This window comes from Planomonospora corallina, assembly GCF_042650625.1.
In the GTDB taxonomy this organism is placed as follows: Bacteria; Actinomycetota; Actinomycetes; order Streptosporangiales; family Streptosporangiaceae; genus Planomonospora_B; species Planomonospora_B corallina.
In genome coordinates, this window is record NZ_JBHSBM010000011.1 from 290,296 (window position 1) to 311,360 (window position 21,065).

A 21,065-nucleotide genomic window follows, 5' to 3' on the forward strand; every position below is an offset into this window, starting at 1 on the left:
ACGCCGGGTTGCCGCCTGACCCGGTCGAGGTCGCCGGGGTCCTCCCGGCGGGACGCCCGTCGTGCGTTCTCCGCCGGAAGTCCCCGCGCGGAGAACCACGACGGGCGTTCTCCGCGCGGGGGTCTCCGGCGGAGAGGAACTTCCGGCAAAGCCCTACGGAGCGGGCTCGGCCCGCCGATACAGGGTGTGCCACTCGCGAAGGCCCTCCCCGCCCAGGTCACGACCGCCTCCGCCGGTGCCGGATCCCCGGCCCGGACCGGGGCGCGACCGGATCACCGGGACCGAGGACACAAAAAGGTGGCCTGTTGACCATAATTTTCGGGCCCGACGAGGTTTGAACGCCCTCTAACCTGAGTCGTCCCCTCCCTCTGCACTGTGGAGACCTTCCATGACCATGCTCGATGTCCTGCTGCCGGTGCTGACGATGGCCAACGGCTTCTGGCAGAGCCCCTTCTTCCTGGTGCTGCTCGCGCTCGCCGCGGGTCTCATGGGCGCGAAGGCCGTGGAGCGCATCCCCTTCACGCGCCGGATCATCGAGCGGCGGGAGGCCGAGAACGGCTGACCCCCTCACCGGGTGGCCGGGAACGGCTGACCCCCGCCGGGTGGCCGGGCGCGGATGATCTCATGAGAAGGTTGGACACATGAGCGCGCAGATTCTGGACGGCAAGGCCACCGCGGCGAGGATCAAGGCAGACCTGGCGGAGCGGGTGGCCGCGCTGAAGGAGCGGGGGATCACCCCCGGACTCGGCACCGTTCTCGTCGGCGACGACCCCGGCAGCCAGATCTACGTCGCGGGCAAGCACCGTGACTGCGCGGAGGTCGGCATCGCCTCCATCCGCCGGGACATGCCGGACAACGCCACCCAGGCGGAGGTCGAGGAGGTCATCGACGAGCTCAACGCCTCGCCCGAGTGCACCGGTTACATCGTCCAGCTCCCGCTTCCCCGGCACCTGGACACCCAGGCGCTCCTGGAGCGGATGGACCCGGCCAAGGACGCCGACGGCCTGCACCCGGTCAACCTGGGCCGCCTGGTGCACATGGTCGACGCGCCGCTGCCCTGCACCCCGCACGGCATCGTGCTGCTCCTGCAGGAGTACGGCGTGCCGACCAAGGGCGCCGAGGTCGTCGTGGTCGGCCGCGGCATCACCGTGGGCCGCTCGCTCGGCCTGCTGCTGACCCGCCGCTCGGAGAACGCCACCGTGACGCTCTGCCACACCGGCACCCAGGACCTGGCGGCCCACACCCGGCGCGCCGACATCGTCGTCGCCGCCGCGGGCGTGCCGCACCTGATCACCGGGGACATGGTCAAGCCCGGTGCCGCCGTGCTCGACGTCGGCGTCTCGCGGGTCGAGGGCAAGATCGCCGGTGACGTCGCCCCCGACGTCGCGGAGGTCGCCGGATTCCTGACGCCCAACCCCGGAGGCGTGGGCCCGATGACCCGCGCCCTGCTGCTGGCCAACGTGGTCGAGGCAGCCGAGAGGCAGGCGGCCGCCCGGGGCTGACCCGGACCGCCGCCGCCCGCCTGTGCCGGCCGGTGGGTCAGGACGCCCGCCGGCCCACCGCTCCCGTGGCCGCCGAGGGCTCGGGGGCCCCGGTCGCGCGCTGCGTCGGCACCACGGGCGTGGGCCTGACCAGTCCCAGGGCGACGACCTCGTTGGCCAGCCGGGTGCGCCGGTTGGTCCCCTCCGGGATGCGGAATTTCTGGTAAAGGCGGAGGAGGTGCTGCTTGACCGCCGCCTCCGTCACCACCAGATCGTCCGCGATCTCCCGCGCGGTGGCCGGGGCGACGAACGCCTCGTCCGAGAGCGCGGGCCGGCACAGGGACGTCAGGACGTCCACCTCCCGCCGGGTCAGCTCCGGCGCCGCGGCGCGGCGGAGCTCGACCTCGGGGACGAAGTCCTCGCGCGGGACCCCGCCGATCCGGACCCGGGCGGCGCCGAAGGAGATGACGTCGCCGTCGTCGAGGACCCTCCGGGCGATCGGCCTGCCGTTCACCCGCGTGCCGTTGCGGGACAGGCCCATGTCGACGACGTACAGATAGGGTCCGCGCCGGACGAGTTCCGCGTGCAGCCGGGACACGCTCGGATCGGTGAGCCGGATGTCGACTCCCCGGCCCCGCCCGACCGTCGTGATCTCGGGGCGCAACGGGATCACCTCGCCGGTGTCCTCGATGCGTATGAACGGCCCCTCCACGGCAGTTCCTCCCCAGGTAGCCCGCCGTAACTGTTACTACAGCTCCGGCTTACCCAAACGAGGGGATGGGGAATCTCCTTTGCCAGAAGCAGAATCCTTCGTGAAATTGGTCTGGACCTCTCGAAAGGGTTCGTCCTGCTCACGGGTAGACTTCGGGCGACGATATGCGGAGGAAACACTTATGGCGGACAAGCCCACCAAAGGCCTCGCCGATGTCGTAGCCGCGTCCACAGCGCTCAGCGACATCGACGGCAAGGCCGGTCGCCTCTTCTACCGCGGATACGACATCCACGAGCTGGCCGGTCGCACCACCTTCGAAGAGATCGCCCACCTGCTGCAGTGCGGCACGCTCCCCACCCGTGAGCAGCTGGCCGCCTACGGGGCGGAGCTTGCCGGAGGACGCACGCTCGGCGCCCTCGTCTCGGCGAACATCGAGGAGGTCGCGGCCAAGCAGGCGCCCATGGAGGCGCTGCGCACGCTGGTCTCGCTCGCCGGCGCCGACGACCCGGACAAGGACTCCAACTCGCCCGAGGCGAACCGGCGCAAGGCCGCCCGGCTCACCGCGCAGCAGCCCCTGCTCGTGGCCCGGTACCACGCGGCCCGGACCGGCACGCCGGCCCCGGAGCCGGACCCGGAGCTGAGCGTCGCGGCGAACTTCCTGCTGCAGATCACCGGCCGGCCCGCGGACGCCCGCGCGGTGGAGATCTTCGACACCTGCCTGGTCCTGCACGCCGACCACACGATGAACGCCTCGACGTTCGCCGCCCGCGTCTGCGCCGCGACCCTGTCGGACATGCACTCGGCGATCGTCGCCGCGATCGGCACGCTGAAGGGCCCGCTCCACGGCGGCGCCAACGAGCAGGTCATGCGCACCCTCGAGTCGCTCGACCCGAGCGGCGTGGCGCAGGCCGTACGCGACAAGCTCGCGGCGGGCGAGAAGATCATGGGGTTCGGCCACCGGGTCTACAAGACCGAGGACCCGCGCGCCACGCACCTGCGCGAGATGTCGCGGGAGCTCGCCGAGGCCTCCGGTGACGACACCTACTACCGGATGTCGAAGGAGATGGAGGAGGTCGTCCTCGAGACGAAGGGCCTCTACCCGAACGTCGACTTCTACGCCGCGACGGTCTACCACTACCTCGGCATCCCGACCGACCTGTTCACGCCCGTCTTCTCGGTCAGCCGCATGTCAGGATGGACCGCGCACGTCATCGAGCAGCACGCCGACAACCGGCTGATCCGCCCGGACAGCGAGTACATCGGCGAGCGGGACCAGAAGTGGAAGCCGATCGGCGAGCGGTGAGCACACGGACGACCGACGAACGCTGGGGGCCGTACCCGCTGGTGCTGGCGGGTGCGGTCCTCGCCGTGGCCGCGGCGGTGCTGGTCGACGTCGAGTGGGGAGGGTTCTCGCTCGGCGCCGTCATCATGCTGGGCGCCGTCGTACGGCTGGCCGGAGGCGGACGGCTGGCCGTACGGAAGAAGGCGACCGACGCCGTCACCCTCGCCCTGCTCGGGGCCGCGCTGATGGCGGGATCGTTGCTCCTTGAATACCCATGGCTGATGCCGCGGTGAAGAGATCGACCGTGGCTTTCGCCGCGCACAGTCGTCGGATGACCGGGTGGCCCGCACGCCACACAGGGCCGTCCGATAGCCTCAACGGCCAGTGAGCCTCAAAAAGACTTCTGGTCAGTGTTAGTTCAGAAGGGGAACCACACGCATGCCCAAGATCAAGGTAGAGGGCCCCGTCGTCGAGCTTGACGGCGACGAGATGACCCGGATCATCTGGCAGTTCATCAAGGACCAGCTGATCCTTCCCTACCTCGACGTCGACCTGAAGTACTACGACCTCGGCATCGAGCACCGCGACGCCACCGACGACCAGGTGACGATCGACGCCGCCAACGCCATCAAGAAGTACGGCGTCGGCGTCAAGTGCGCCACCATCACCCCGGACGAGGCGCGCGTCGAGGAGTTCGGCCTCAAGAAGATGTGGAAGTCCCCGAACGGGACCATCCGCAACATCCTCGGCGGTGTCATCTTCCGCGAGCCGATCATCATGTCCAACGTGCCGCGGCTCGTGCCCGGCTGGACCAAGCCGATCGTCGTCGGCCGTCACGCCTTCGGCGACCAGTACCGCGCCACCGACCTGAAGATCCCGGGCGAGGGCACCCTGACCCTCACCTTCACCCCGAAGGACGGCTCGGAGCCGATCGAGCTCAACGTCTTCGACTTCCCGGGCTCCGGCGTCGCGATGGCGATGTACAACCTCGACGAGTCCATCCGCGACTTCGCCCGCGCCTCCATGCGGTACGGCCTGGCCCGGAACTACCCGGTCTACCTGTCGACGAAGAACACGATCATGAAGGCCTATGACGGCCGGTTCAAGGACATCTTCGCCGAGGTGTACGAGACCGAGTTCAAGAAGGACTTCGAGGCCGCCGGCATCTCCTACGAGCACCGCCTCATCGACGACATGGTCGCCGCGTCCCTCAAGTGGGAGGGCGGCTACGTCTGGGCCTGCAAGAACTACGACGGCGACGTGCAGTCCGACACCGTCGCGCAGGGCTTCGGCTCGCTCGGCCTGATGACCTCGGTCCTGATGACCCCGGACGGCCGGACCGTCGAGGCCGAGGCCGCGCACGGCACCGTGACCCGGCACTACCGCCAGCACCAGCAGGGCAAGCCGACCTCCACCAACCCGATCGCCTCGATCTTCGCGTGGACCCGGGGCCTGGCGCACCGCGGCAAGCTCGACAACACCCCCGCGGTGATCGAGTTCGCCGAGAAGCTGGAGCGGGTCTGCATCGAGACCGTCGAGGGCGGCCAGATGACCAAGGACCTCGCCCTGCTCGTCGGCGGCGACGCCGAGTGGCTGACCACCCAGGACTTCCTGGCGGCCCTGGACGAGAACCTCAAGCGGAAGATGGCGCTCTGACGAGCGTTCCCAGGCACGGCAGGGCGGGCCCGCCCCGCCTCCTCCTGCCCCGCTGAGCGCCGCCGCGAGGCGCACAGAGCACTGGAGAAAGGGCCGCCCGGCCGGGCGGCCCTTTCTCTTTTCCGCCTCTCTTTCCGCGCCGGCCCCGGCCGGGGTCCGGCTCTCGGAGGTCCCGGCCGTGGCCTGACCCGGTCCAGGGCTGGAGCCTGTGCCCGGCCCCGGGACCGCCGGGTCACGGCTCCACGGTGACCTTCCCCAGCTTGTTCAGGTAGTCGCCGTGCGCGTATCCCTTCTTGCCGTGGGTGGTGCCCCACACGTTCCGCCACTTGCCGGCGTTCACGCCCGTGCCGTGGGTCCCGCAGCCGCCGACGGTGTAGTCGTGGTGACCGAGGCTGTCGACGACCGCGCTGCCCGTGGACGGCCCGCTGCGGACGTTGAGGCTGCTCTGCCGGGTCTTCACCTTGTAGACGCAGTCGTCCGCCGCGGCGGGTGCGGCTGTCGTGAGTCCGAAGACGAGCGCGCCGCTCCCGGCGACGGCCGTGCCTGCGAGAACGCCGGTGAATCGCTTGAGATCCATGGATCCTCTCCTGTTTCGTGGCGATTTGGGCGTTATGTGCAGATTTGTCCTGGGGGTGTAGGAGAAACCGGTGATGGACGCCTATCTACCGCCCCCCGGCATGTCCATACGGAGCGCCGGGCCGCGCCAGACGGAAGGCCCGGACGGACGGGTCTCCCGTGGGTCACGGCAGGGGGCGGATCTCTCCGGAGGAGAGGGTCAGCACGCCGTACTCCCTCGTCGCGGTCCCCTCGGTCCTGAGCAGGACCTGGCCGGAGGTGATCCACCCCTGGCTCACCCAGCGGATCGCCCCGCCGTACCGGGTGACGTCGGAGCGGATCGTACGACCTCGCCCGGAGCGCCCGGCGGGAGGGCGGGCACCGGCCGCCACGAGATGAGCCCGCCGGTGACGGATCCCGGGCGCGGCCTCGCGGAGCCGGCAGGGCGTGCGGCCGGTCACCACGGGGCGACCGCGCCGACCACGGATGCCCTGAGGCGCTGGTCGAAGTGCTCGTCCGAGTAGGCGAACCCGGGCTCGGCGGTCTTCCCCGTGGCGGGATCGACCAGCTGGACGTCCTCGTCGTCGGGGTCGTCGGCGTCGAGCCTGGCCAGGAAGCGGCCGTCCCCGCTCCAGCCGAGGATCTCCGGGACGTCGGCGTCCTCGTACAGCCGGAGCCGGATCTTCACCCGGCGCAGGGTCCTGGCGGTGGCCGGGTCCACGGTCACCGCCTCGCCGTCCGAGGTGAGAACCAGCAGGCGGCGCCCGTCGGGGAAGAGCCGCGCGCACGCCGCGGGGTCGAAGGGCGCCCTCGCGCGCACGCCGCCGTCCAGGCCCACCGTGACCAGTTCGGCCTTCTCGCCCTCCGGTACGGTGACCGCCGTGAAGCCCCGGGGGCCGACGCCGAGCACCCGGGCGATCCCGGGCACCTCCGCGCTCCGCCCGCCGCCCACCTCGACGAGGCGGGTCCCGCCCGGCCCGGGCCCGGTGGTGGTGAGGGCGGCGTGCCGGCCGTCGTGGGAGAGCACCGGCACCGGCAGGTCCGCGTCGGCCAGCGGGCCGGTGAGGTCGCGGCGGGCTCCGGTGCGCAGGTCGTGGTGGACCATCCGCCGGGTCCGGGCGTCCAGGTAGACGGCGTGGAAGCCGTCGCCGCTGAGCGCGAACGGCGCGGGACGCGGCAGCGGGCCCCGCCGCCCGGCGAAGGCGGCGGCCTGCGGCAGCGAGACCATGCCCGTCGGCTCGTCGGGGCTCTCGGTCGCCGAGATCAGCTCCCACGTCGTGCAGTCCCGGACGGTCCGGCGGTCGCCGCAGTCCTTCAGCACCGCCTCCGTGACCGGCTGGGACACGGTCGTGTCCTCGTCGTGGACGGTTCGGAGTGGGGGCCGCTGTGCCGGGTCGAGTGCGGCGGCCCAGGTGAACGCGGTGCCCAGCACGGCGGCGGCCCAGAAGGCCGCCACGGCGGTGACGGGGGCCGCCCACCGGGGCCTGCGCGGCGCGCGCGGGCCGGGCGCCCACTGCCGGGTGCCCATGGCCAGGGCGACGGCCGGCGCCACCCAGCCTGCGAGGACGAACAGCGGGGCGAGCACCCCCGGCGGGTCCGGCAGGCTCGCCTGGAGCCCGCACCACAGGGCCGCCACCGACCCTCCGGTCAGCAGCGCGTGCGCGGACCGGGAGCGGGCGGCGACCTCCGCCGCGACCAGGTCGTCCGGCGCCGCGGGCAGCGGCCGGGTGCGCAGCCCGCGGACCGGGAGCAGCACGGCCGCCGCCACGGCCACCACGGCCACGGCCCACAGCAGGACGACCAGGGGGGTCTCGGACGGCGGGGCGTCCGCGGGCAGGTCGCGGCGCAGGGATCGGACCATCCCGGAGACGGCCAGCGCTCCGCCGGTCACCGCGCTCACGGCCCACAGCCAGGTCACCGCCGGTGAGACCAGTCGCAGGCCGGGAGTCTCGCACCCGGCGGGCCGGGCCCGTGCCAGCCGCGTCTCGGCGACCACGACGCCGGCGAGCCAGCCGAGGAGCGGGTAGAGCGCGTTGAGCGTGACGAACGGTTCGAAGGCGAGCAGGGCGAGCGCCCCGAAGGTCAGGCCGAGGGCCCGCCAGCGGCGGGTGACCCGCAGATAGGCCAGGACGGGGCCGATGTTGCCCGCGGTGAGCGTGAGACGCTGCCGGGAGGCGAAACGGGTGATCCGGCGCGGGTCCAGGTCGTCGGCGAGCCGCGGGACGACGATCAGCGCGATCGGGGCGAGAATGATCGCGACCGGGGCGAGCGTGGTCACGATCGGAGTGGACGACAGCACGGTCCCCCTTCCGTCCGGGCCGGAAATCTAACATGATCAATTGCCGGCCGGTAAGGGAGGGTGATGATCTCGAACGACGTCCTGGCGCGGTGGGACCCGGGGGCGGGGGCGCTCACCCCGCGAGACAGGCGCCGCTTCACGGTGGTGGGCCTCGTGGGGCTGGTCCTGGCCGGCGTGGGTCTCCTCGTCTGGTACTCGGGCGCGCTGGTGCCCAGGTTCCACGCGTTCCCCCACGGCCACCAGGCGGACATCCAGGACGACGGCCCGGACCGTCCCGGGACGCTCCTCGTCCACGAGCGGCGGATCGTCGTCAACGACGGCCTCCTCCCCGTGACGATCACCGGCGCGGCGGGGCACGGACCGAGCCTGGTCCTGGACTCCGTCGCCGCCGAGGACGGGCGGAGCCTCCCCTGGGTCGTCGGCACGGGGGAGCGGCTGACGGTGGTGGTGAGATACGCCGTCACCGACTGCGAGACGGCCGCCGAGACGATCGGCCTGCGGCTCCGGGCGGAGCGGTGGTGGGGGACGGCGGAGGCGGACGTGCCGTTCGACGAGGCCGAGGGGGAGTTCGTCGGAATGACGGGGCCGGTCACGTCCGCCTGTGAGGACGCGCAGTACACGGCACGGTACTGGGAGAGGGCGCGGCGCTGAGGGCGCGGCACCGGGGCAGGCGCTGAGGGCGCGTCGCCTTCCGCGCCGGGGTGCTCCGGCCGAGGTGCTCCGTACGCGGCCGCACGGAGCGTCCCACGGAGCACCCCGCGGAGCGCCGCTGTCACATCGCGCCGCTGTCACCGCGCTGTCACCGCGGCGCCGTCGCCGTGCCGGCGCCGCGGTGATTCACGGTGCCGTGACCGCGCCGAGGACGATCCGGTCGTCACCGGGCAGGCCGGGCACACGGCGCATCTCGCCGCCGCGCACGCCGACCCGGTAGAAGCCCAGGAAGTCCCCGCTCGCCCGGTCGGTCATCCGGACGACGACCTCTCCGGCGTCCGGCCAGCCCGCGACCTCGCAGTCGGTGGGGCCGCCCAGCGCCGCGGGGAGCGGGAAGCGCCCGGTCGTCCTCCGCGACGCCGGGTCCACGATGTGCAGGACGCAGCCGGTCTTCCCCTCCGAGGCTGCGGCGGCGTGCCGCCCGCTGGGCGAGGGCGCCCAGCCCGCGTACTCCTCGTCGAGCCAGGCCGCGGCCTTCTCCGCGGGTGTGCCCGCACCGGCGGGCAGGTCGGCGGTGGCGCCGGTCGTGAAGTCGGTCCGCAGCCGCCGCTCGCCCAGCGCGACGGTGAAGTAGCGCCCGCTGCCGGAGACGCCGACGGACGTGCCCGCGGCGCGGTCGGCCGGGGTGAGGACCGGTGACAGGTAGCGCTTCGTCCCGGTCGGCAGGTCGTGGGCGACGTACCGGTGCTCCGCCGCGCTGAGGTAGGCGACGCGCCGGCCGTCACGGCTGATGGCCGGCGCGGCCTCGCGGCGGCCGGCGCCGCCGGCTCCCGGGTCCTGGACCGCGTCGGGGACGTCCACCGCGGTCCCGCAGGACCGCCCCTCGCAGGTCTCCGCCGGGAGGCCGGAGCGGTCGCCCGGGGAGCGGCCGGCCACCAGCGTCAGGGTCCAGCCCGAGCAGGGGGTCCGCCCCGCCCCGGCCCGCGGGGAACGTTCTCCCCGGCACGTGGCGGGGACCGCGTAGCGGATCACGGAGGAGGTGCGCGGCGTCTTCCAGGCGGCGGGGGCGGCGGACGGCTCGGCGGAGGAGTCCCCGGAGCCCGCGGCGGGGCCGGAGGACGGCGAGGAGGCGGAGGGCGGGGCGGTCTGCGGGGTGGCGGCCGAGGCGCGGGAGGTGCGGTCCCCGGCGGCCAGGGCGGTGGTCCACACCTGGCCCTGCGGGGTCAGCGTGACGATGAAGGCGACCAGCAGGATGAGGACGACGGCGGTGAGCAGGATCCTCCGCCTGCCGCGGCGGCGCAGGGCCGTGAGCGCCCGGCCGGACAGGTCGGGGACGGAGGCCTCCCCGGCCTGCGTGGCGAACCGGTTGACCAGGCGCTTGCGGTCGCCCTTGGTGAGGGTGTCGAGCGCCTCGGCGATCTCCGACTCCACGGTCTCCACGGACAGGCCGAGGACGTCGGCCATCTCGGCGGGCGTCCTGCCCTCGTGGAGGCAGGCGACCGTGATGAGGCGGCGCCGGGGCGGGATCTTCACCAGGGCGGTGGCGCCGGCGGCGGTGGGCCTGCGGAGGAAGGCGCGGTAGAGCTCGGTGTGCGCGTGCGTGGCGGGGTTCTCCCACGGCGCCGGAGGCCAGGCCAGGCCGACGGTGCGGTACGCACGCAGGGCCAGGCGGATGGCCTGCTCGTGGCTGCCGGTGAGGAGGAGTCCGGTGCCGACGAGGGAACGCTGATCGCGCTGGACGAAGTCGCGAAAACCGATATATCGCCGCATTGGGCCTTACTCCGCATGGTTGGGGAGATCAACGGTATCCACCCGAGTGGCCCGTCCACCAAATCAGGACGAATTTACTGCAGTCGGTGGTGCGGAGGAGCCGGGGCGGCCGGGGCCGGGGAGCCGCCGCTCCGTCTCCGGCCCCCGCCTTCCCGTCTCCGGTCCCCGCCTCCGCGACCGGGCGCGGGGTGGCCGGGCCGAGGAGGTCACGTAGGGGTAACGGGTAGGGCCGGATGGCTACCGCGCCGTAAAGTCTTTCCCAACGGGAGGACAGGCCGGAGGGGTGGGGGACGGAAATGCCGCAGATCGAGCCGCTGGGGGCGGGGGAGCCGCGCCAGATCGGCCCGTTCCGCGTCGCCGGGAGGATCGGGGAGGGCGGTCAGGGGGTCGTCTACCTGGGGGAGGACGACGCGGGGGAACGGGTGGCGATCAAGCTGCTGCACGTGAGGTTCTCCGGTGACGCGATCGCCCGGTCCCGGTTCGCCCGCGAGGCCCGGGCGGCGCAGCGGGTCGCCTCGTTCTGCACGGCGGCGGTCGTGGCGGCCGACCTCGAGGGCGACGTCCCCTACATCGCCAGCGAGTACATCGAGGGCAGGCCCCTGCGGGAGGTCGTCGAGGCCGGCGGCCCGCTCCGGGGCTCCGCGCTGCAGCGGCTGGCGGTCGGCACGGCCACCGCGCTCACCGCGATCCACCACGCCGCGATCGTGCACCGCGACCTCAAACCCGACAACGTGCTCATGGCCGCCGACGGCCCCCGCGTGGTCGACTTCGGCATCGCCCGCATCATCGACTCCACCGGGACGATCACCAGCCGGGCCGTCGGCACGCCCGCCTACATGGCGCCGGAGCAGATCGCCGGGGACGACGTCGGCCCCTACACCGACGTGTTCGCCTGGGGGGCGACCATCATGTTCGCCGCGACCGGGAAGACCGTCTTCGCCGGCGACTCCATCGCGGTGGTGCTGAGCCGCATCCTCACCCACGAGGTGGACGTCGACATGATGCCGGAGCCGCTGCGGGGCACGGTCCGCGCGGCGCTGGCCAAGGATCCCGCCGAGCGGCCCTCGTCCGAGCAGATCCTGCTCCGCCTGCTCGGCCGCCCCGAGGAGGGGAACGTCTCCCCCGCGCTGCTCACCCAGGGGGCGCAGGTCGCCAGCCCGCCGGGGACGGGCGGCGCGGCGCCGTCGCCCGGCGGCGCCGGACAGGAGACGCGGCCCGCCGGGGCGCCGGCCGAGGAAGAGGAAGAGGCCGGGGAGGCCACCAGCGTCCTGCGCGTCCCCGGTTCCCGTACCCCGCCGCCGCCCGCCGGCACCCGGCCCTCCGGCCTCTCCGGCGGCACGGGCGACCCGCGCACGCAGCCGCAGCCCGCCGTCCCCGGGGATCCGCACACCGGGCCGCCGGACCCTTACGGCGTTCCTCGCGCTCACTCCTCCGGTGGTGCCCCGCGCACCCAGCCGGCGCCGCACCCGGCCCTCTCCGACGGCGCCCGGGCCTCCTCTCCGGCCGCGTACTCCCATCCCGCGCCACCGCCGGCGGCCTCCCGTGCGCACCCCGCGCCGCCACCACCGCCGGCTTCCCGGGCGCACCCCGCGCCGCCGCCGCCCGACAGGCCGGGGGCCTACCCGTCCCATCCCGGATACCCGGCGGCCACCGGTCCGGCGGACCCGGCCGGGATCGGAGGGCCGAGCTGGCAGGAGACGCGCCCCGTCGGTTCCGGCGCCTCCCGGCCCACCAGCCGTCCACGCCGGGGACGCTGGATCGCCCTCGCCGTGGCGGTGCTGCTGCTCGGCGGCGCCGCGACCGCCTACGCCACCGGCTGGCGGCCGCCCTTCCTCGCGGAGGCCGCGGGACCGTCCGACGGCCCGACCGCGCCGTCGGGCGGCTCGCTCGTGGACCGGGTGGCCACGACGAAGAAGCTCACCGTCGGCATGCGCGACTTCCTGCCGGGCGTCGCGCTGCAGAACGACGGGACGTGGACCGGCTTCGAGGTGGACCTCGCCAAGGAGATCGCCGAGGCGCTGCACGTGCCCCGGGACGGCGTCACCTTCCGGGCCACCAGCCTGGCGGAGCGGCCGAAGCTGCTGGCGAGCGGCGAGCTCGACCTGGTCATCGCGACCTACCCGATCAACGACAGGGACGAGGTCACGTTCGCCGGGCCGTACTATCTCGCCCACGTGGACGTGCTGGTCAAGGCCGACTCGCCGATCAGGTCCATGGCCGACCTGAGGGGCGGGCGGCTGTGCGCGCCGAAGGGCGGCACGGCCGCCGACGTGGTGCGCGAGCGGGTGGGCACGGTCACGCTGGTCGGCGCCGACAACTACGCCGCCTGCATGAACAAGCTGGTGGCCGGGGACGTCGACGCGGTCCCCGGCGACGACCTGGTGCTGGCCGGGTACGCCGATCCCGCGCGGGAGGCGACCCCAAAGCGGGTGGTCGGCCTGAAGCTCACCGACGAGCGCTACGCGGTGGCGCTGAGGAAGGGCGACGAGCGCGCCTGCAACGCCATCCGGGGCGTGATCGCGGACCTGTACGCCACGGGCAGGATCAAGCAGCTGCTCGACGAGCACTTCCCCGGCGTCGAGTTCCCGACCCGCCAGGACGAGGCCCCGGCGCTGGCCGACTGCGGCTGACCCGCGGCCGGGACCGCCGGGCGCCCCCACGGTGCTCCCGCGGCGCCCCCATGGTGCCCCCGGTGCTCCCGCGGCGCCCCCGGTGCTCCCGCGGTGCCTCCCGCGCCGGTTCCCGAGGTCGCGGGGACCGGCGGCGGGTCAGCCGCGGTCGTCGCGCTCGATCCGGTCGGCGGTCTCCTCGGCCCAGTCGCGCATCATCCGCAGCTGGCGGATCCCCAGGTCCAGGGCGTACGCCCCGAAGTGAGACCCCTGCTCCCGCGGCTTGGACGCCCGCAGCGCCTCCAGCCCGGCCAGCCTGGCGGCGTAGGACTCGGCCTCTCTGCGGAGCAGTGCGGCGGACGCCTCCGGCTCCAGCAGGGGCAGCAGGAAGGCGCGCAGCGCGCCCTCGTCGCGGACCGGCCGGAAGTTCTCCTTCGTCATCAGCCAGTCGCGCAGCAACCGGGAGCCCTCCCCGGTGATCGTGTAGGTCTTCCGGCCGCGGGGTCCCTCCTCGCCGACCGTCACCAGGCCGTCGGCGGCCATCTTGGCGAGTTCTGGATAGATCTGGCTGTGCCGGGCGTGCCAGGCGTGGTTGACCGAGCTCTCGAAACGTTTCGTGAGGTCGTAGCCGCTCGCCGGGCCCGACGCCGTCAGCAGGCCGAGAAGCGCCATGCGCAGGGACATGCCTCCATCTTAGCCAGGAATTGACATGTCAAAACTGACATATCACTATCTACATGTGACTACTGACATATCAGCTCCCCCCGTGCGGGCCCGCTCCGGTGACGGGCCGCTGCTGCTCGCCGTGCTCGGCGGGATGTTCCTGGCGATGCTCGACCAGACGATCGTCGGCACCGCGCTGCCCCGGATCGTCCAGGAGCTCGGCGGCGCCGACCTCTACACCTGGGTGGTCACGGCCTACCTGCTGACCTCCACGATCACGGTTCCCCTGTACGGCAGGCTCTCCGACGTCTACGGCCGCAAGCCGCTCCTGATCGTCGGCGTGGGGCTCTTCCTCGCCGGTTCGGCGCTGTGCGGCGCGGCCCAGGACATGACCCAGCTCATCGCCTTCCGGGGCCTGCAGGGGCTCGGCGCGGGCGCCCTGCTCCCGCTCTCGCTGGCCCTGGTCGCCGACCTGTTCCCGCCCGGCCGGAGCGGCCGGGTGCAGGGCGCGCTCGGCGGGGTGATGGCGCTGAGTTACATCGCCGGACCGTTCCTCGGCGGGGTGTTCACCGACACGGCCGGCTGGCGCTGGGCGTTCCTGGTCAACCTGCCGATCGGCCTGGCCGTGCTCGCGACCGTCGTGGCACGGCTGCCGCACACGGCCGGGCAGGGCCGCGGCGCCCGCCCGGACTATCTCGGCATCGCGGTGTTCTCCGCGGCGATCGGCGCGCTGCTCGTCGGGCTCACCGAGAAGGGGTCGGGCGACCACTCCTGGACCAGCGGCCCGGTGCTCTGGCCGATGCTGGCGGCCGCCGCGGGCCTGATGGTGTTCGTCCTCGTCGAGCGGCGCGCCGCGGAGCCGATCATTCCACTGGAGCTGTTCCGCAACCGCACCTACGCCCTGGCCAACGCGGCCTCGTTCCTCATCGCCTTCTGCCTCTACGCCGGGGTGGTCTTCCTGCCCCGCTACTTCCAGGAGGCCATGGGACTCAGCGCCACCGAGTCGGGCCTGCGGATCTATCCGCTCATGCTCGGGATGGTGGCGGGCAGCGTGGTCACCGGCGCGCTCATCTCCAGGACCGGGCGGTACAAGCCCTGGCTGGTCGCCGGTCCCTTCCTGATCGCGACCGGCGGGCTGCTCTGCGCCGGTCTGGCGACCACCACCTCCGGCCTCGCCCTGGCCGGCTGGATGGCCCTGCTCGGCCTGGGCATGGGCCCCATGCTCTCCGGCCTCACCGTCGCGATCCAGTTCTCGGTCCCGCCGCGTTTCATCGGTACGGCCAGCGCCAACCTGACCTTCTTCCGGCAGATCGGCGGGTCCGTCGCCCTGGCCCTGGCCGGCGGCCTCTACGCCGCGGTCGTCCGGGACGGGACCGCGCCGCACGGCGCTCAGGCGGCGCACGCCGCGGCGACGGCCACCGTCGTCCCCTGGCTCGCCGCCACCGGCGCGCTGCTCGCCCTGGTCGCGCTCGCGGCGCTGCCCCGAGGGCGGATCGGGGCACTCGCCGGAGAGCCGTCCCTGAGCGCGGAGTAACATCCCCAGCGTCAGAATTCACGCTTCGAGTGGGGGAAGGTCATGGCCCAGACTCCCGTAAAGGTCACCGTCACCGGCGCCGCCGGTCAGATCGGCTACGCGCTGCTCTTCCGCATCGCGTCGGGCCAGTTGCTGGGCGCTGACGTCCCGGTCAAGCTGAGCCTGCTGGAGATCCCGCAGGCCGTCAAGGCCGCCGAGGGCACCGCGATGGAGCTCGACGACTGCGCGTTCCCGCTGCTGAGCGGCATCGAGATCACCGACGACCCGAACGTCGCCTTCGACGGCGCCAACGTCGCGCTGCTGGTCGGCGCCATGCCGCGCAAGGCGGGCATGGAGCGCGGCGACCTCCTGGAGGCCAACGGCGGCATCTTCGGCCCGCAGGGCAAGGCCATCAACGACCACGCGGCCGACGACATCCGCGTCCTCGTCGTCGGCAACCCGGCCAACACCAACGCCCTGATCGCCCAGCAGCACGCCCCGGACGTCCCGGCCGAGCGCTTCACCGCGATGACCCGCCTGGACCACAACCGGGCGCTCTCCCAGCTCGCCGCCAAGCTCCAGGTCCCGGTCACCGAGATCAAGAAGATGACCATCTGGGGCAACCACTCCGCCACGCAGTACCCCGACCTGTTCCACGCCGAGGTCGGCGGCAAGATCGCCGCCGAGCTGGTGGACGAGGCCTGGCTGCGCGACACCTTCATCCCGACCGTGGCCAAGCGCGGCGCCGCCATCATCGACGCCCGCGGCGCGTCCTCGGCCGCCTCCGCCGCCAACGCGGCGATCGACCACGTCTTCGACTGGGTCAACGGCACCGAGTGGACCTCCGCGGCGATCCCGTCCGACGGCTCCTACGGCGTGCCCGAGGGCATCATCTCCTCCTTCCCCGTCGCCTCCCGCGACGGCAAGTGGGAGATCATCCAGGGCCTGGAGATCGACGCCTTCTCCCGCGAGCGCATCGACGCCTCGGTGCGCGAGCTGACGGAGGAGCGCGACGCCGTCCGCGCCCTCGGCCTCATCTGATCCGCGGCCGGCCGGCGTCCGGCCGGCGGACCCCTCCCCGGTCCTGAGCGGACGCGCCTGGAAGACGCGCACGGAAGAAGAGCCCCGAGCCCTGTGGCCCGGGGCTCTTTCGCGTCACATGCCCCCGTCATGAGGAAGACGTGGCGTGTCGGTCGGGTGGGAGAACATGATCACCGCGTTCAATGATCGCTGATGGTCGGGGGAGCGCGGTGTTGATGATGCGTGGTGCGGCGCGGGTCGCCGCAGGAGTGATGGGTCTCGTTCTCGCGGGGGTGCCGGGGGCGGCGCCTGCGGAGAGCCGGAGGACGGAGGCCGGACGGGTCCCGGCGGGGGCCGTGGTAGAAGTCGCAGCGGGAGCCACGGCGAGGACCGCAGTGGGGACCGCGGCGGGAACCGCGACGGGGGCCGCAGTGAGGGCCGCGGCGGGAACCGCGACGGGGGCCGCAGCGAGGGCCGCGGCGGTTCCGGGCGGGGCGGACCTGTCCGTGCGGCTGCAGGCGTCGCCGCGGCGCGCGCAGCCCGGGCAGCGGCTGGTCTACCGGGCGAGGGTGCGCAACGCGGGACCCGGTGAGGCGGTGCTGCCGGTGCTCACCGTCCGGGTGCCGAGGGGGGTGAGGATCCTCCACGTGGACGTCGCGGAGTGCCGCCCGGGCCGTACGGCGCGCGAGGTGGTCTGCGCCACCGGCCGGGACGTCCCGGTGGGGGAGGGCGGCAAGGTGACGATCACCGGAGTGGTCCGTCCCGGCGCGAAGGGCCCGCTGCTGGCCACCGCGCGGCTCTCCTCGCAGGTCCTGGACGGCGACGAGAGCGACAACGCGGCGCGTACGGTGACCCGGATCGGCGAGGGCGCCGACCTGTCGGTCCGGCTCTCGGGCCTGCGGCGCGCCGGGCGGACCGTCACGGTGGACGCGCTGGTCGGCAACCGGGGACCGCGGACCGTCCGGGACGGGCTGATCGTCCTGCAGGCCAGGCGGGCCCGGGTCGTCTCGGCGGACGGCGCGCGCTGCCGCTCACGCTCGCACTACACCGGCTGCGCGCTCGCCGCGCTGCGCCCGGGCGACCGGGTCCGGATCCGGTTCGTCCTGCGCGGGCGCGGTGACGCGGTGGACGCCCGGGCGACCGTCTACTCGGCCCGCCTGGGCGACCGCCGGCTGGGCGACAACTCCGACCGCGCGCGGTCACGCTGACGGAGCCGGCCGGCCGGGGCCCGGCCGGCTCCGTACGGCTCAGCGGGGCAGGGCGGCCCAGGCGTCGGCGACGATGTCCCGCACCTCGGGCCGTTCCGCCTTCCAGCCGAGCTCCCGCTGGATCTTCTCGGAGGAGGCCACCAGCACGGCCGGGTCCCCCGGCCGGCGCTCGCCGACGACGGCGGGGATCGCGTGCCCGGTGACCTCGCGGCAGACCGACACGACCTCCTGGACCGAGAAGCCGGTGCCGCTGCCCAGGTTGTAGACCGCGTGCTCGCCCGGGGCGCAGGCGTCCAGGGCGAGCAGGTGGGCCCGGGCCAGGTCGGCCACGTGGATGTAGTCGCGCACGCATGTCCCGTCGGGGGTCGGGTAGTCGGTGCCGAACACGTTGACGGATTCGCGCTGCCCCAGCGCGACGGCGAGGACGTTGGGAATCAGGTGGGTCTCCACGGCGTGGCGCTCGCGGTACACCCTGCCGTCCCCGGCGGTGTAGGCGCCGCCCACGTTGAAGTAGCGCAGGCTCACCGCGGCCAGGCCGTACAGGCCGGCGAAGGCGGACAGCGCGGTGTCGACGGCGAGCTTGGAGGCGCCGTAGGGGTTGGTCGGGCGGGTCGGGTCGGTCTCCACGATGGGGGAGCGCTCGGGCTCGCCGTACGTGGCGGCGGTGGAGGAGAACACGATGCGGCCGACGCCGGCGGCGCGCATGGCGTCCAGCAGGGCCAGGGTGCCGCCCAGGTTGTGCTCCCAGTAGAGTCCCGGCTTCGCCACGGACTCGCCGACCAGGGACTTGGCGGCGAAGTGGAGCACGCCGTCCATCCCCTCCAGCGCGGGGGCGGCCTCGGTGATCGATGCCTGGACGAAGCGCGCGCCCGGCGGCACCGCGTCGGCGTGGCCGGTGGAGAGGTCGTCGAGCACGGTGACCTCGTGGCCCGCCTCGACGAGCTGCGCGGCCACGACGCTCCCGATGTAGCCGGCTCCCCCGGTTACCAGCAGTTTCACGAACCCTCCTGTTTGATCCTGTTAGAAGATGTTTATTTATGTAAGCCTATCGCCAGCATATGCTGGCTCATCCAATATCGGCGACAGGCGGAACGGGCGACGGCCATGACGGAGTCGGTGTCGTGAACAGTGTCCTGGCCAACATCGCACTGGTCCTGCTCTTCGTCCTGATCGGCGGATTCTTCGCCGGCGCCGAGATGGCCATGGTCTCCCTGCGGGAGAGCCAGATGCGCAGGCTCGAGACCCGGGGCCGCCGGGGGGCCAGGGCCGCCAAGCTCGCCCGTGACCCCAACCGCTTCCTGTCGGCGGTGCAGATCGGCGTCACCGTGGCCACCATGCTCTCGGCCGCCTTCGGCGCCGACACCCTCGCCAAGGACCTGGCCCCCGTGCTCACCGGATGGGGCGTGCCCGGCGCCGTCACCGCCCCGGCCGCGCTGGTGCTGGTGACCCTGGCCATCTCCTACTGCTCCCTGGTCCTGGGCGAGCTGGTGCCCAAGAGACTGGCCCTGCAGCGGGCGGAAGGGCTCTCCCTGCTGGTCGCACCGGTCCTGGACCGGCTGGCGGCGCTCTCGCGGCCCGTCATCTGGGCGCTGTCGAAGTCCACCGACGGCGTGGTCAGGCTGCTCGGCGGCGACCCCGGCGCGGACCGGGAGGAGATCTCCACCGAGGAGCTCCGGGACATGGTGGTCGGCCACCACGAGCTCAACGAGGACGAGCGCCACCTGATCGCGGAGGTCTTCGCGGCGGGCAAGCGGCAGCTCCGCGAGGTGATGCTGCCCCGCACGGAGGTGGAGTTCATGGCCGCCGACACCCGGCTGGCCGAGGCCGCCGTCCTGGCCGCGGCCATGCCGCACTCCCGCTTCCCCGTCTACCAGGACTCCTACGACGACGTCATCGGGTTCGTGCACATCCGGGACCTGCTCGACCCGGTGCTCACCGGCTCGATCGAGCCGATCAGCGAGCTGGTGCCGATCCGCCCGGTCAAGCGGGTTCCCGCCAGCAAGCGGGTGCTGAGCACCCTCTCGGAGATGCGCGACGAGGGGCACCACCTGGCGATCGTGGTGGACGAGTACGGCGGGACGGCCGGGATCGTCACCCTGGAGGACCTGGTCGAGGAGCTCATCGGCGACATCCGCGACGAGCACGACCTGGAGGACCGGCACGACGTGCTTCCGGCGGGACAGGTCGAGCTCGACGGGCTGGCCAACCTCGGCGACGTGGCGGAGGAGACCGGCATCCGGCTCCCCGACGGCCCCTACGAGACCCTCGGCGGGTTCGTGATGGCGGCCCTGGGCCACCTGCCGGCGCTGGGGGAGCGGGTGGAGATCCCCGGCTTCGAGCTGTCGGTCGTGGAGATGGACGGGCGCAGGGTCGCGCGGGTCCGGATCGTGCGCAAACCGGAGGAGGCCCGCAGCGATCCGGAGGCGGACTTTCCAGTCGATTCCGGCGCCACGTCCGCGGATTCCGGCGCGCCGCCCGCGGCTTCGCCCCCGAGCACTCCTGACGCCTGACAGAATTGAAGGCATGGCCAGTCCCCGAGTCCTGTCCGGAATCCAGCCCACCGCCGACTCCTTTCACCTGGGCAACTACCTGGGTGCCGTGCGGCAGTACGTCACCATGCAGGAGGGCCACGACGCCTTCTACTGCGTCGTGGACCTGCACGCGATCACGGTGGACTACCAGCCCGAGGCGCTGCGGCGCCGCTCCAGGATCGCCGCGGCGCAGCTGTTCGCCGTCGGCCTGGACCCCGACCGCTCCACGGTCTTCATCCAGAGCCACGTGCGCGAGCACACCGAGCTGGCCTGGGTGCTGATCTGCCTCACCGGCATGGGCGAGGCCGGGCGGATGACCCAGTTCAAGGACAAGTCGGCGAAGTACGGCGAGAGCTCCGCCGGGGTCGGCCTGTTCACCTACCCGATCCTGCAGGCGGCCGACATCCTGCTCTACCAGGCGGACAAGGTCCCGGTCGGCGCCGACCAGAAGCAGCACCTCGAGCTCACCCGCGATCTGGCGCAGCGCTTCAACCACCGCTTCGGTGAGACCTTCACGCTGCCCGAGCCGTACATCGCCAAGGGCGTCGAGAAGATCACCGACCTGCAGGACCCGACGGCCAAGATGTCGAAGTCGTCCTCCTCGCCCGCGGGCATCCTCGACCTGCTCGAGGAGCCGGGACCGCTCCGGAAGAAGGTCATGCGGGCGGTCACCGACACCGGCTCGGAGATCGTGTTCGACGAGGAGAACAAGCCCGGCATCGCCAACCTGCTGCGCATCCTGTCCGCGCTGACCGGCACGCCGATCCCCGAGCTGGAGACCCGCTACGCCGGGCAGGGCTACGGCACCTTCAAGAAGGACGTGGCCGAGGCCGTCGTGGAGACCTTCACGCCGATCCGCGAGCGGACGGAGAAGCTCCTCGCCGACGAGACCGAGCTCGACCGGATGCTCGCCGCCGGAGCCGCACGGGCCCGCAAGGTGGCCGCCGAGACCATGGAGAAGGTCCGCGACCGGGCGGGGTTCCTGCCCGCTCCCTGACGCCGCGAGCGCACCGGCCGCTCCACGGCGGGCCGGCCGGTGAACGGCCCGGGGCGCTCCCGTTTCCCTCCCGGGCTCCGGGGTATCGCAACCGTCATCCACCGGTGGCGGACAGAGA

18 protein-coding genes are annotated in these 21,065 nt (G+C 73.0%); 12 read left to right on the top strand and 6 right to left on the bottom strand.

What is annotated here, in order from left to right; all coding sequences use genetic code 11:
* Nucleotides 1-388: 388 nt before the first annotated feature.
* Nucleotides 389-562, top strand: a complete 174-nt coding sequence (locus ACFOWE_RS06250; RefSeq protein WP_377286002.1) for a hypothetical protein — start codon at nt 389-391, stop codon at nt 560-562.
* A 79-nt stretch (nt 563-641) separates the two neighbouring features.
* A complete protein-coding gene (locus ACFOWE_RS06255) occupies nt 642-1,502 on the top strand; it encodes a bifunctional methylenetetrahydrofolate dehydrogenase/methenyltetrahydrofolate cyclohydrolase (RefSeq protein ID WP_377286003.1) in 861 nt (286 codons plus the stop codon).
* A 37-nt stretch (nt 1,503-1,539) separates the two neighbouring features.
* Here the strand turns inward: ACFOWE_RS06255 and ACFOWE_RS06260 are convergent, their stop codons facing one another.
* Complete coding sequence (locus ACFOWE_RS06260) at nt 1,540-2,193, bottom strand: FHA domain-containing protein (protein ID WP_377286004.1); 654 nt, start codon at nt 2,191-2,193, stop codon at nt 1,540-1,542.
* Between the two features lie 181 nt (nt 2,194-2,374).
* On the opposite strand from ACFOWE_RS06260, the gene ACFOWE_RS06265 reads away from it, so the two are divergent.
* The 3 genes from ACFOWE_RS06265 (at nt 2,375) to ACFOWE_RS06275 (ending at nt 5,131) form a co-directional block, all read left to right on the top strand.
* Nucleotides 2,375-3,496 carry a citrate/2-methylcitrate synthase gene (locus ACFOWE_RS06265; RefSeq protein WP_377286005.1) on the top strand — a complete coding sequence of 374 codons (1,122 nt, stop codon included), beginning with the start codon at nt 2,375-2,377 and terminating at the stop codon, nt 3,494-3,496.
* Nucleotides 3,493-3,768, top strand: coding sequence for a DUF3017 domain-containing protein (locus ACFOWE_RS06270; protein WP_377286007.1), 276 nt, complete (start codon nt 3,493-3,495; stop codon nt 3,766-3,768). The genes ACFOWE_RS06265 and ACFOWE_RS06270 overlap by 4 nt, the downstream gene beginning before the upstream one ends.
* A gap of 145 nt (nt 3,769-3,913) precedes the next feature.
* On the top strand, nt 3,914-5,131 hold the full coding sequence (locus ACFOWE_RS06275; RefSeq protein ID WP_377286008.1) for an NADP-dependent isocitrate dehydrogenase: 1,218 nt from the start codon (nt 3,914-3,916) through the stop codon (nt 5,129-5,131).
* A 232-nt stretch (nt 5,132-5,363) separates the two neighbouring features.
* Here ACFOWE_RS06275 and ACFOWE_RS06280 read toward each other — a convergent pair whose 3' ends face one another.
* Nucleotides 5,364-5,708 (bottom strand): hypothetical protein, encoded by a 345-nt coding sequence (locus tag ACFOWE_RS06280; protein WP_377286009.1) that lies wholly within the window; start codon nt 5,706-5,708, stop codon nt 5,364-5,366.
* A gap of 435 nt (nt 5,709-6,143) precedes the next feature.
* Nucleotides 6,144-7,964, bottom strand: a complete 1,821-nt coding sequence (locus ACFOWE_RS06285) for a hypothetical protein (protein WP_377286010.1) — start codon at nt 7,962-7,964, stop codon at nt 6,144-6,146.
* Between the two features lie 84 nt (nt 7,965-8,048).
* On the opposite strand from ACFOWE_RS06285, the gene ACFOWE_RS06290 reads away from it, so the two are divergent.
* The gene (locus ACFOWE_RS06290) at nt 8,049-8,636 is read left to right on the top strand and encodes a hypothetical protein (RefSeq protein WP_377286011.1); all 588 of its coding nucleotides are present in this window, start codon (nt 8,049-8,051) and stop codon (nt 8,634-8,636) included.
* 186 nt (nt 8,637-8,822) lie between these two features.
* On the opposite strand, the gene ACFOWE_RS06295 is transcribed toward ACFOWE_RS06290, so the two are convergent.
* Nucleotides 8,823-10,406: a hypothetical protein gene (locus ACFOWE_RS06295; protein WP_377286012.1), complete on the bottom strand. Its 1,584-nt coding sequence runs from the start codon at nt 10,404-10,406 to the stop codon at nt 8,823-8,825.
* Between the two features lie 296 nt (nt 10,407-10,702).
* On the opposite strand from ACFOWE_RS06295, the gene ACFOWE_RS06300 reads away from it, so the two are divergent.
* A complete protein-coding gene (locus tag ACFOWE_RS06300) occupies nt 10,703-13,036 on the top strand; it encodes a protein kinase domain-containing protein (protein ID WP_377286014.1) in 2,334 nt (777 codons plus the stop codon).
* Between the two features lie 138 nt (nt 13,037-13,174).
* On the opposite strand, the gene ACFOWE_RS06305 is transcribed toward ACFOWE_RS06300, so the two are convergent.
* Nucleotides 13,175-13,699 (bottom strand): PadR family transcriptional regulator, encoded by a 525-nt coding sequence (locus tag ACFOWE_RS06305; RefSeq protein ID WP_377286016.1) that lies wholly within the window; start codon nt 13,697-13,699, stop codon nt 13,175-13,177.
* Between the two features lie 55 nt (nt 13,700-13,754).
* Here ACFOWE_RS06305 and ACFOWE_RS06310 point away from each other — a divergent pair, with 55 nt between their 5' ends.
* The 3 genes from ACFOWE_RS06310 to ACFOWE_RS06320 all read left to right on the top strand — a co-directional run bounded on the left by ACFOWE_RS06310 (nt 13,755) and on the right by ACFOWE_RS06320 (nt 17,419).
* Nucleotides 13,755-15,212: an MDR family MFS transporter gene (locus ACFOWE_RS06310; RefSeq protein WP_377286018.1), complete on the top strand. Its 1,458-nt coding sequence runs from the start codon at nt 13,755-13,757 to the stop codon at nt 15,210-15,212.
* Between the two features lie 42 nt (nt 15,213-15,254).
* Entirely contained in the window at nt 15,255-16,232 is a 978-nt protein-coding gene (locus ACFOWE_RS06315; RefSeq protein ID WP_377286019.1) for a malate dehydrogenase, read from the top strand.
* A 485-nt stretch (nt 16,233-16,717) separates the two neighbouring features.
* Entirely contained in the window at nt 16,718-17,419 is a 702-nt protein-coding gene (locus ACFOWE_RS06320) for a hypothetical protein (RefSeq protein ID WP_377286020.1), read from the top strand.
* Nucleotides 17,420-17,458: 39 nt separating this feature from the next.
* Here ACFOWE_RS06320 and galE read toward each other — a convergent pair whose 3' ends face one another.
* A complete protein-coding gene (gene galE, locus ACFOWE_RS06325) occupies nt 17,459-18,418 on the bottom strand; it encodes a UDP-glucose 4-epimerase GalE (RefSeq protein ID WP_377286021.1) in 960 nt (319 codons plus the stop codon).
* A gap of 122 nt (nt 18,419-18,540) precedes the next feature.
* Between galE and ACFOWE_RS06330 the strand changes: the two genes are divergently transcribed.
* Nucleotides 18,541-19,929 (top strand): hemolysin family protein, encoded by a 1,389-nt coding sequence (locus ACFOWE_RS06330; protein ID WP_377286022.1) that lies wholly within the window; start codon nt 18,541-18,543, stop codon nt 19,927-19,929.
* Between the two features lie 13 nt (nt 19,930-19,942).
* Nucleotides 19,943-20,947: a tryptophan--tRNA ligase gene (trpS, locus tag ACFOWE_RS06335; RefSeq protein ID WP_377286024.1), complete on the top strand. Its 1,005-nt coding sequence runs from the start codon at nt 19,943-19,945 to the stop codon at nt 20,945-20,947.
* Nucleotides 20,948-21,065: the final 118 nt, after the last annotated feature.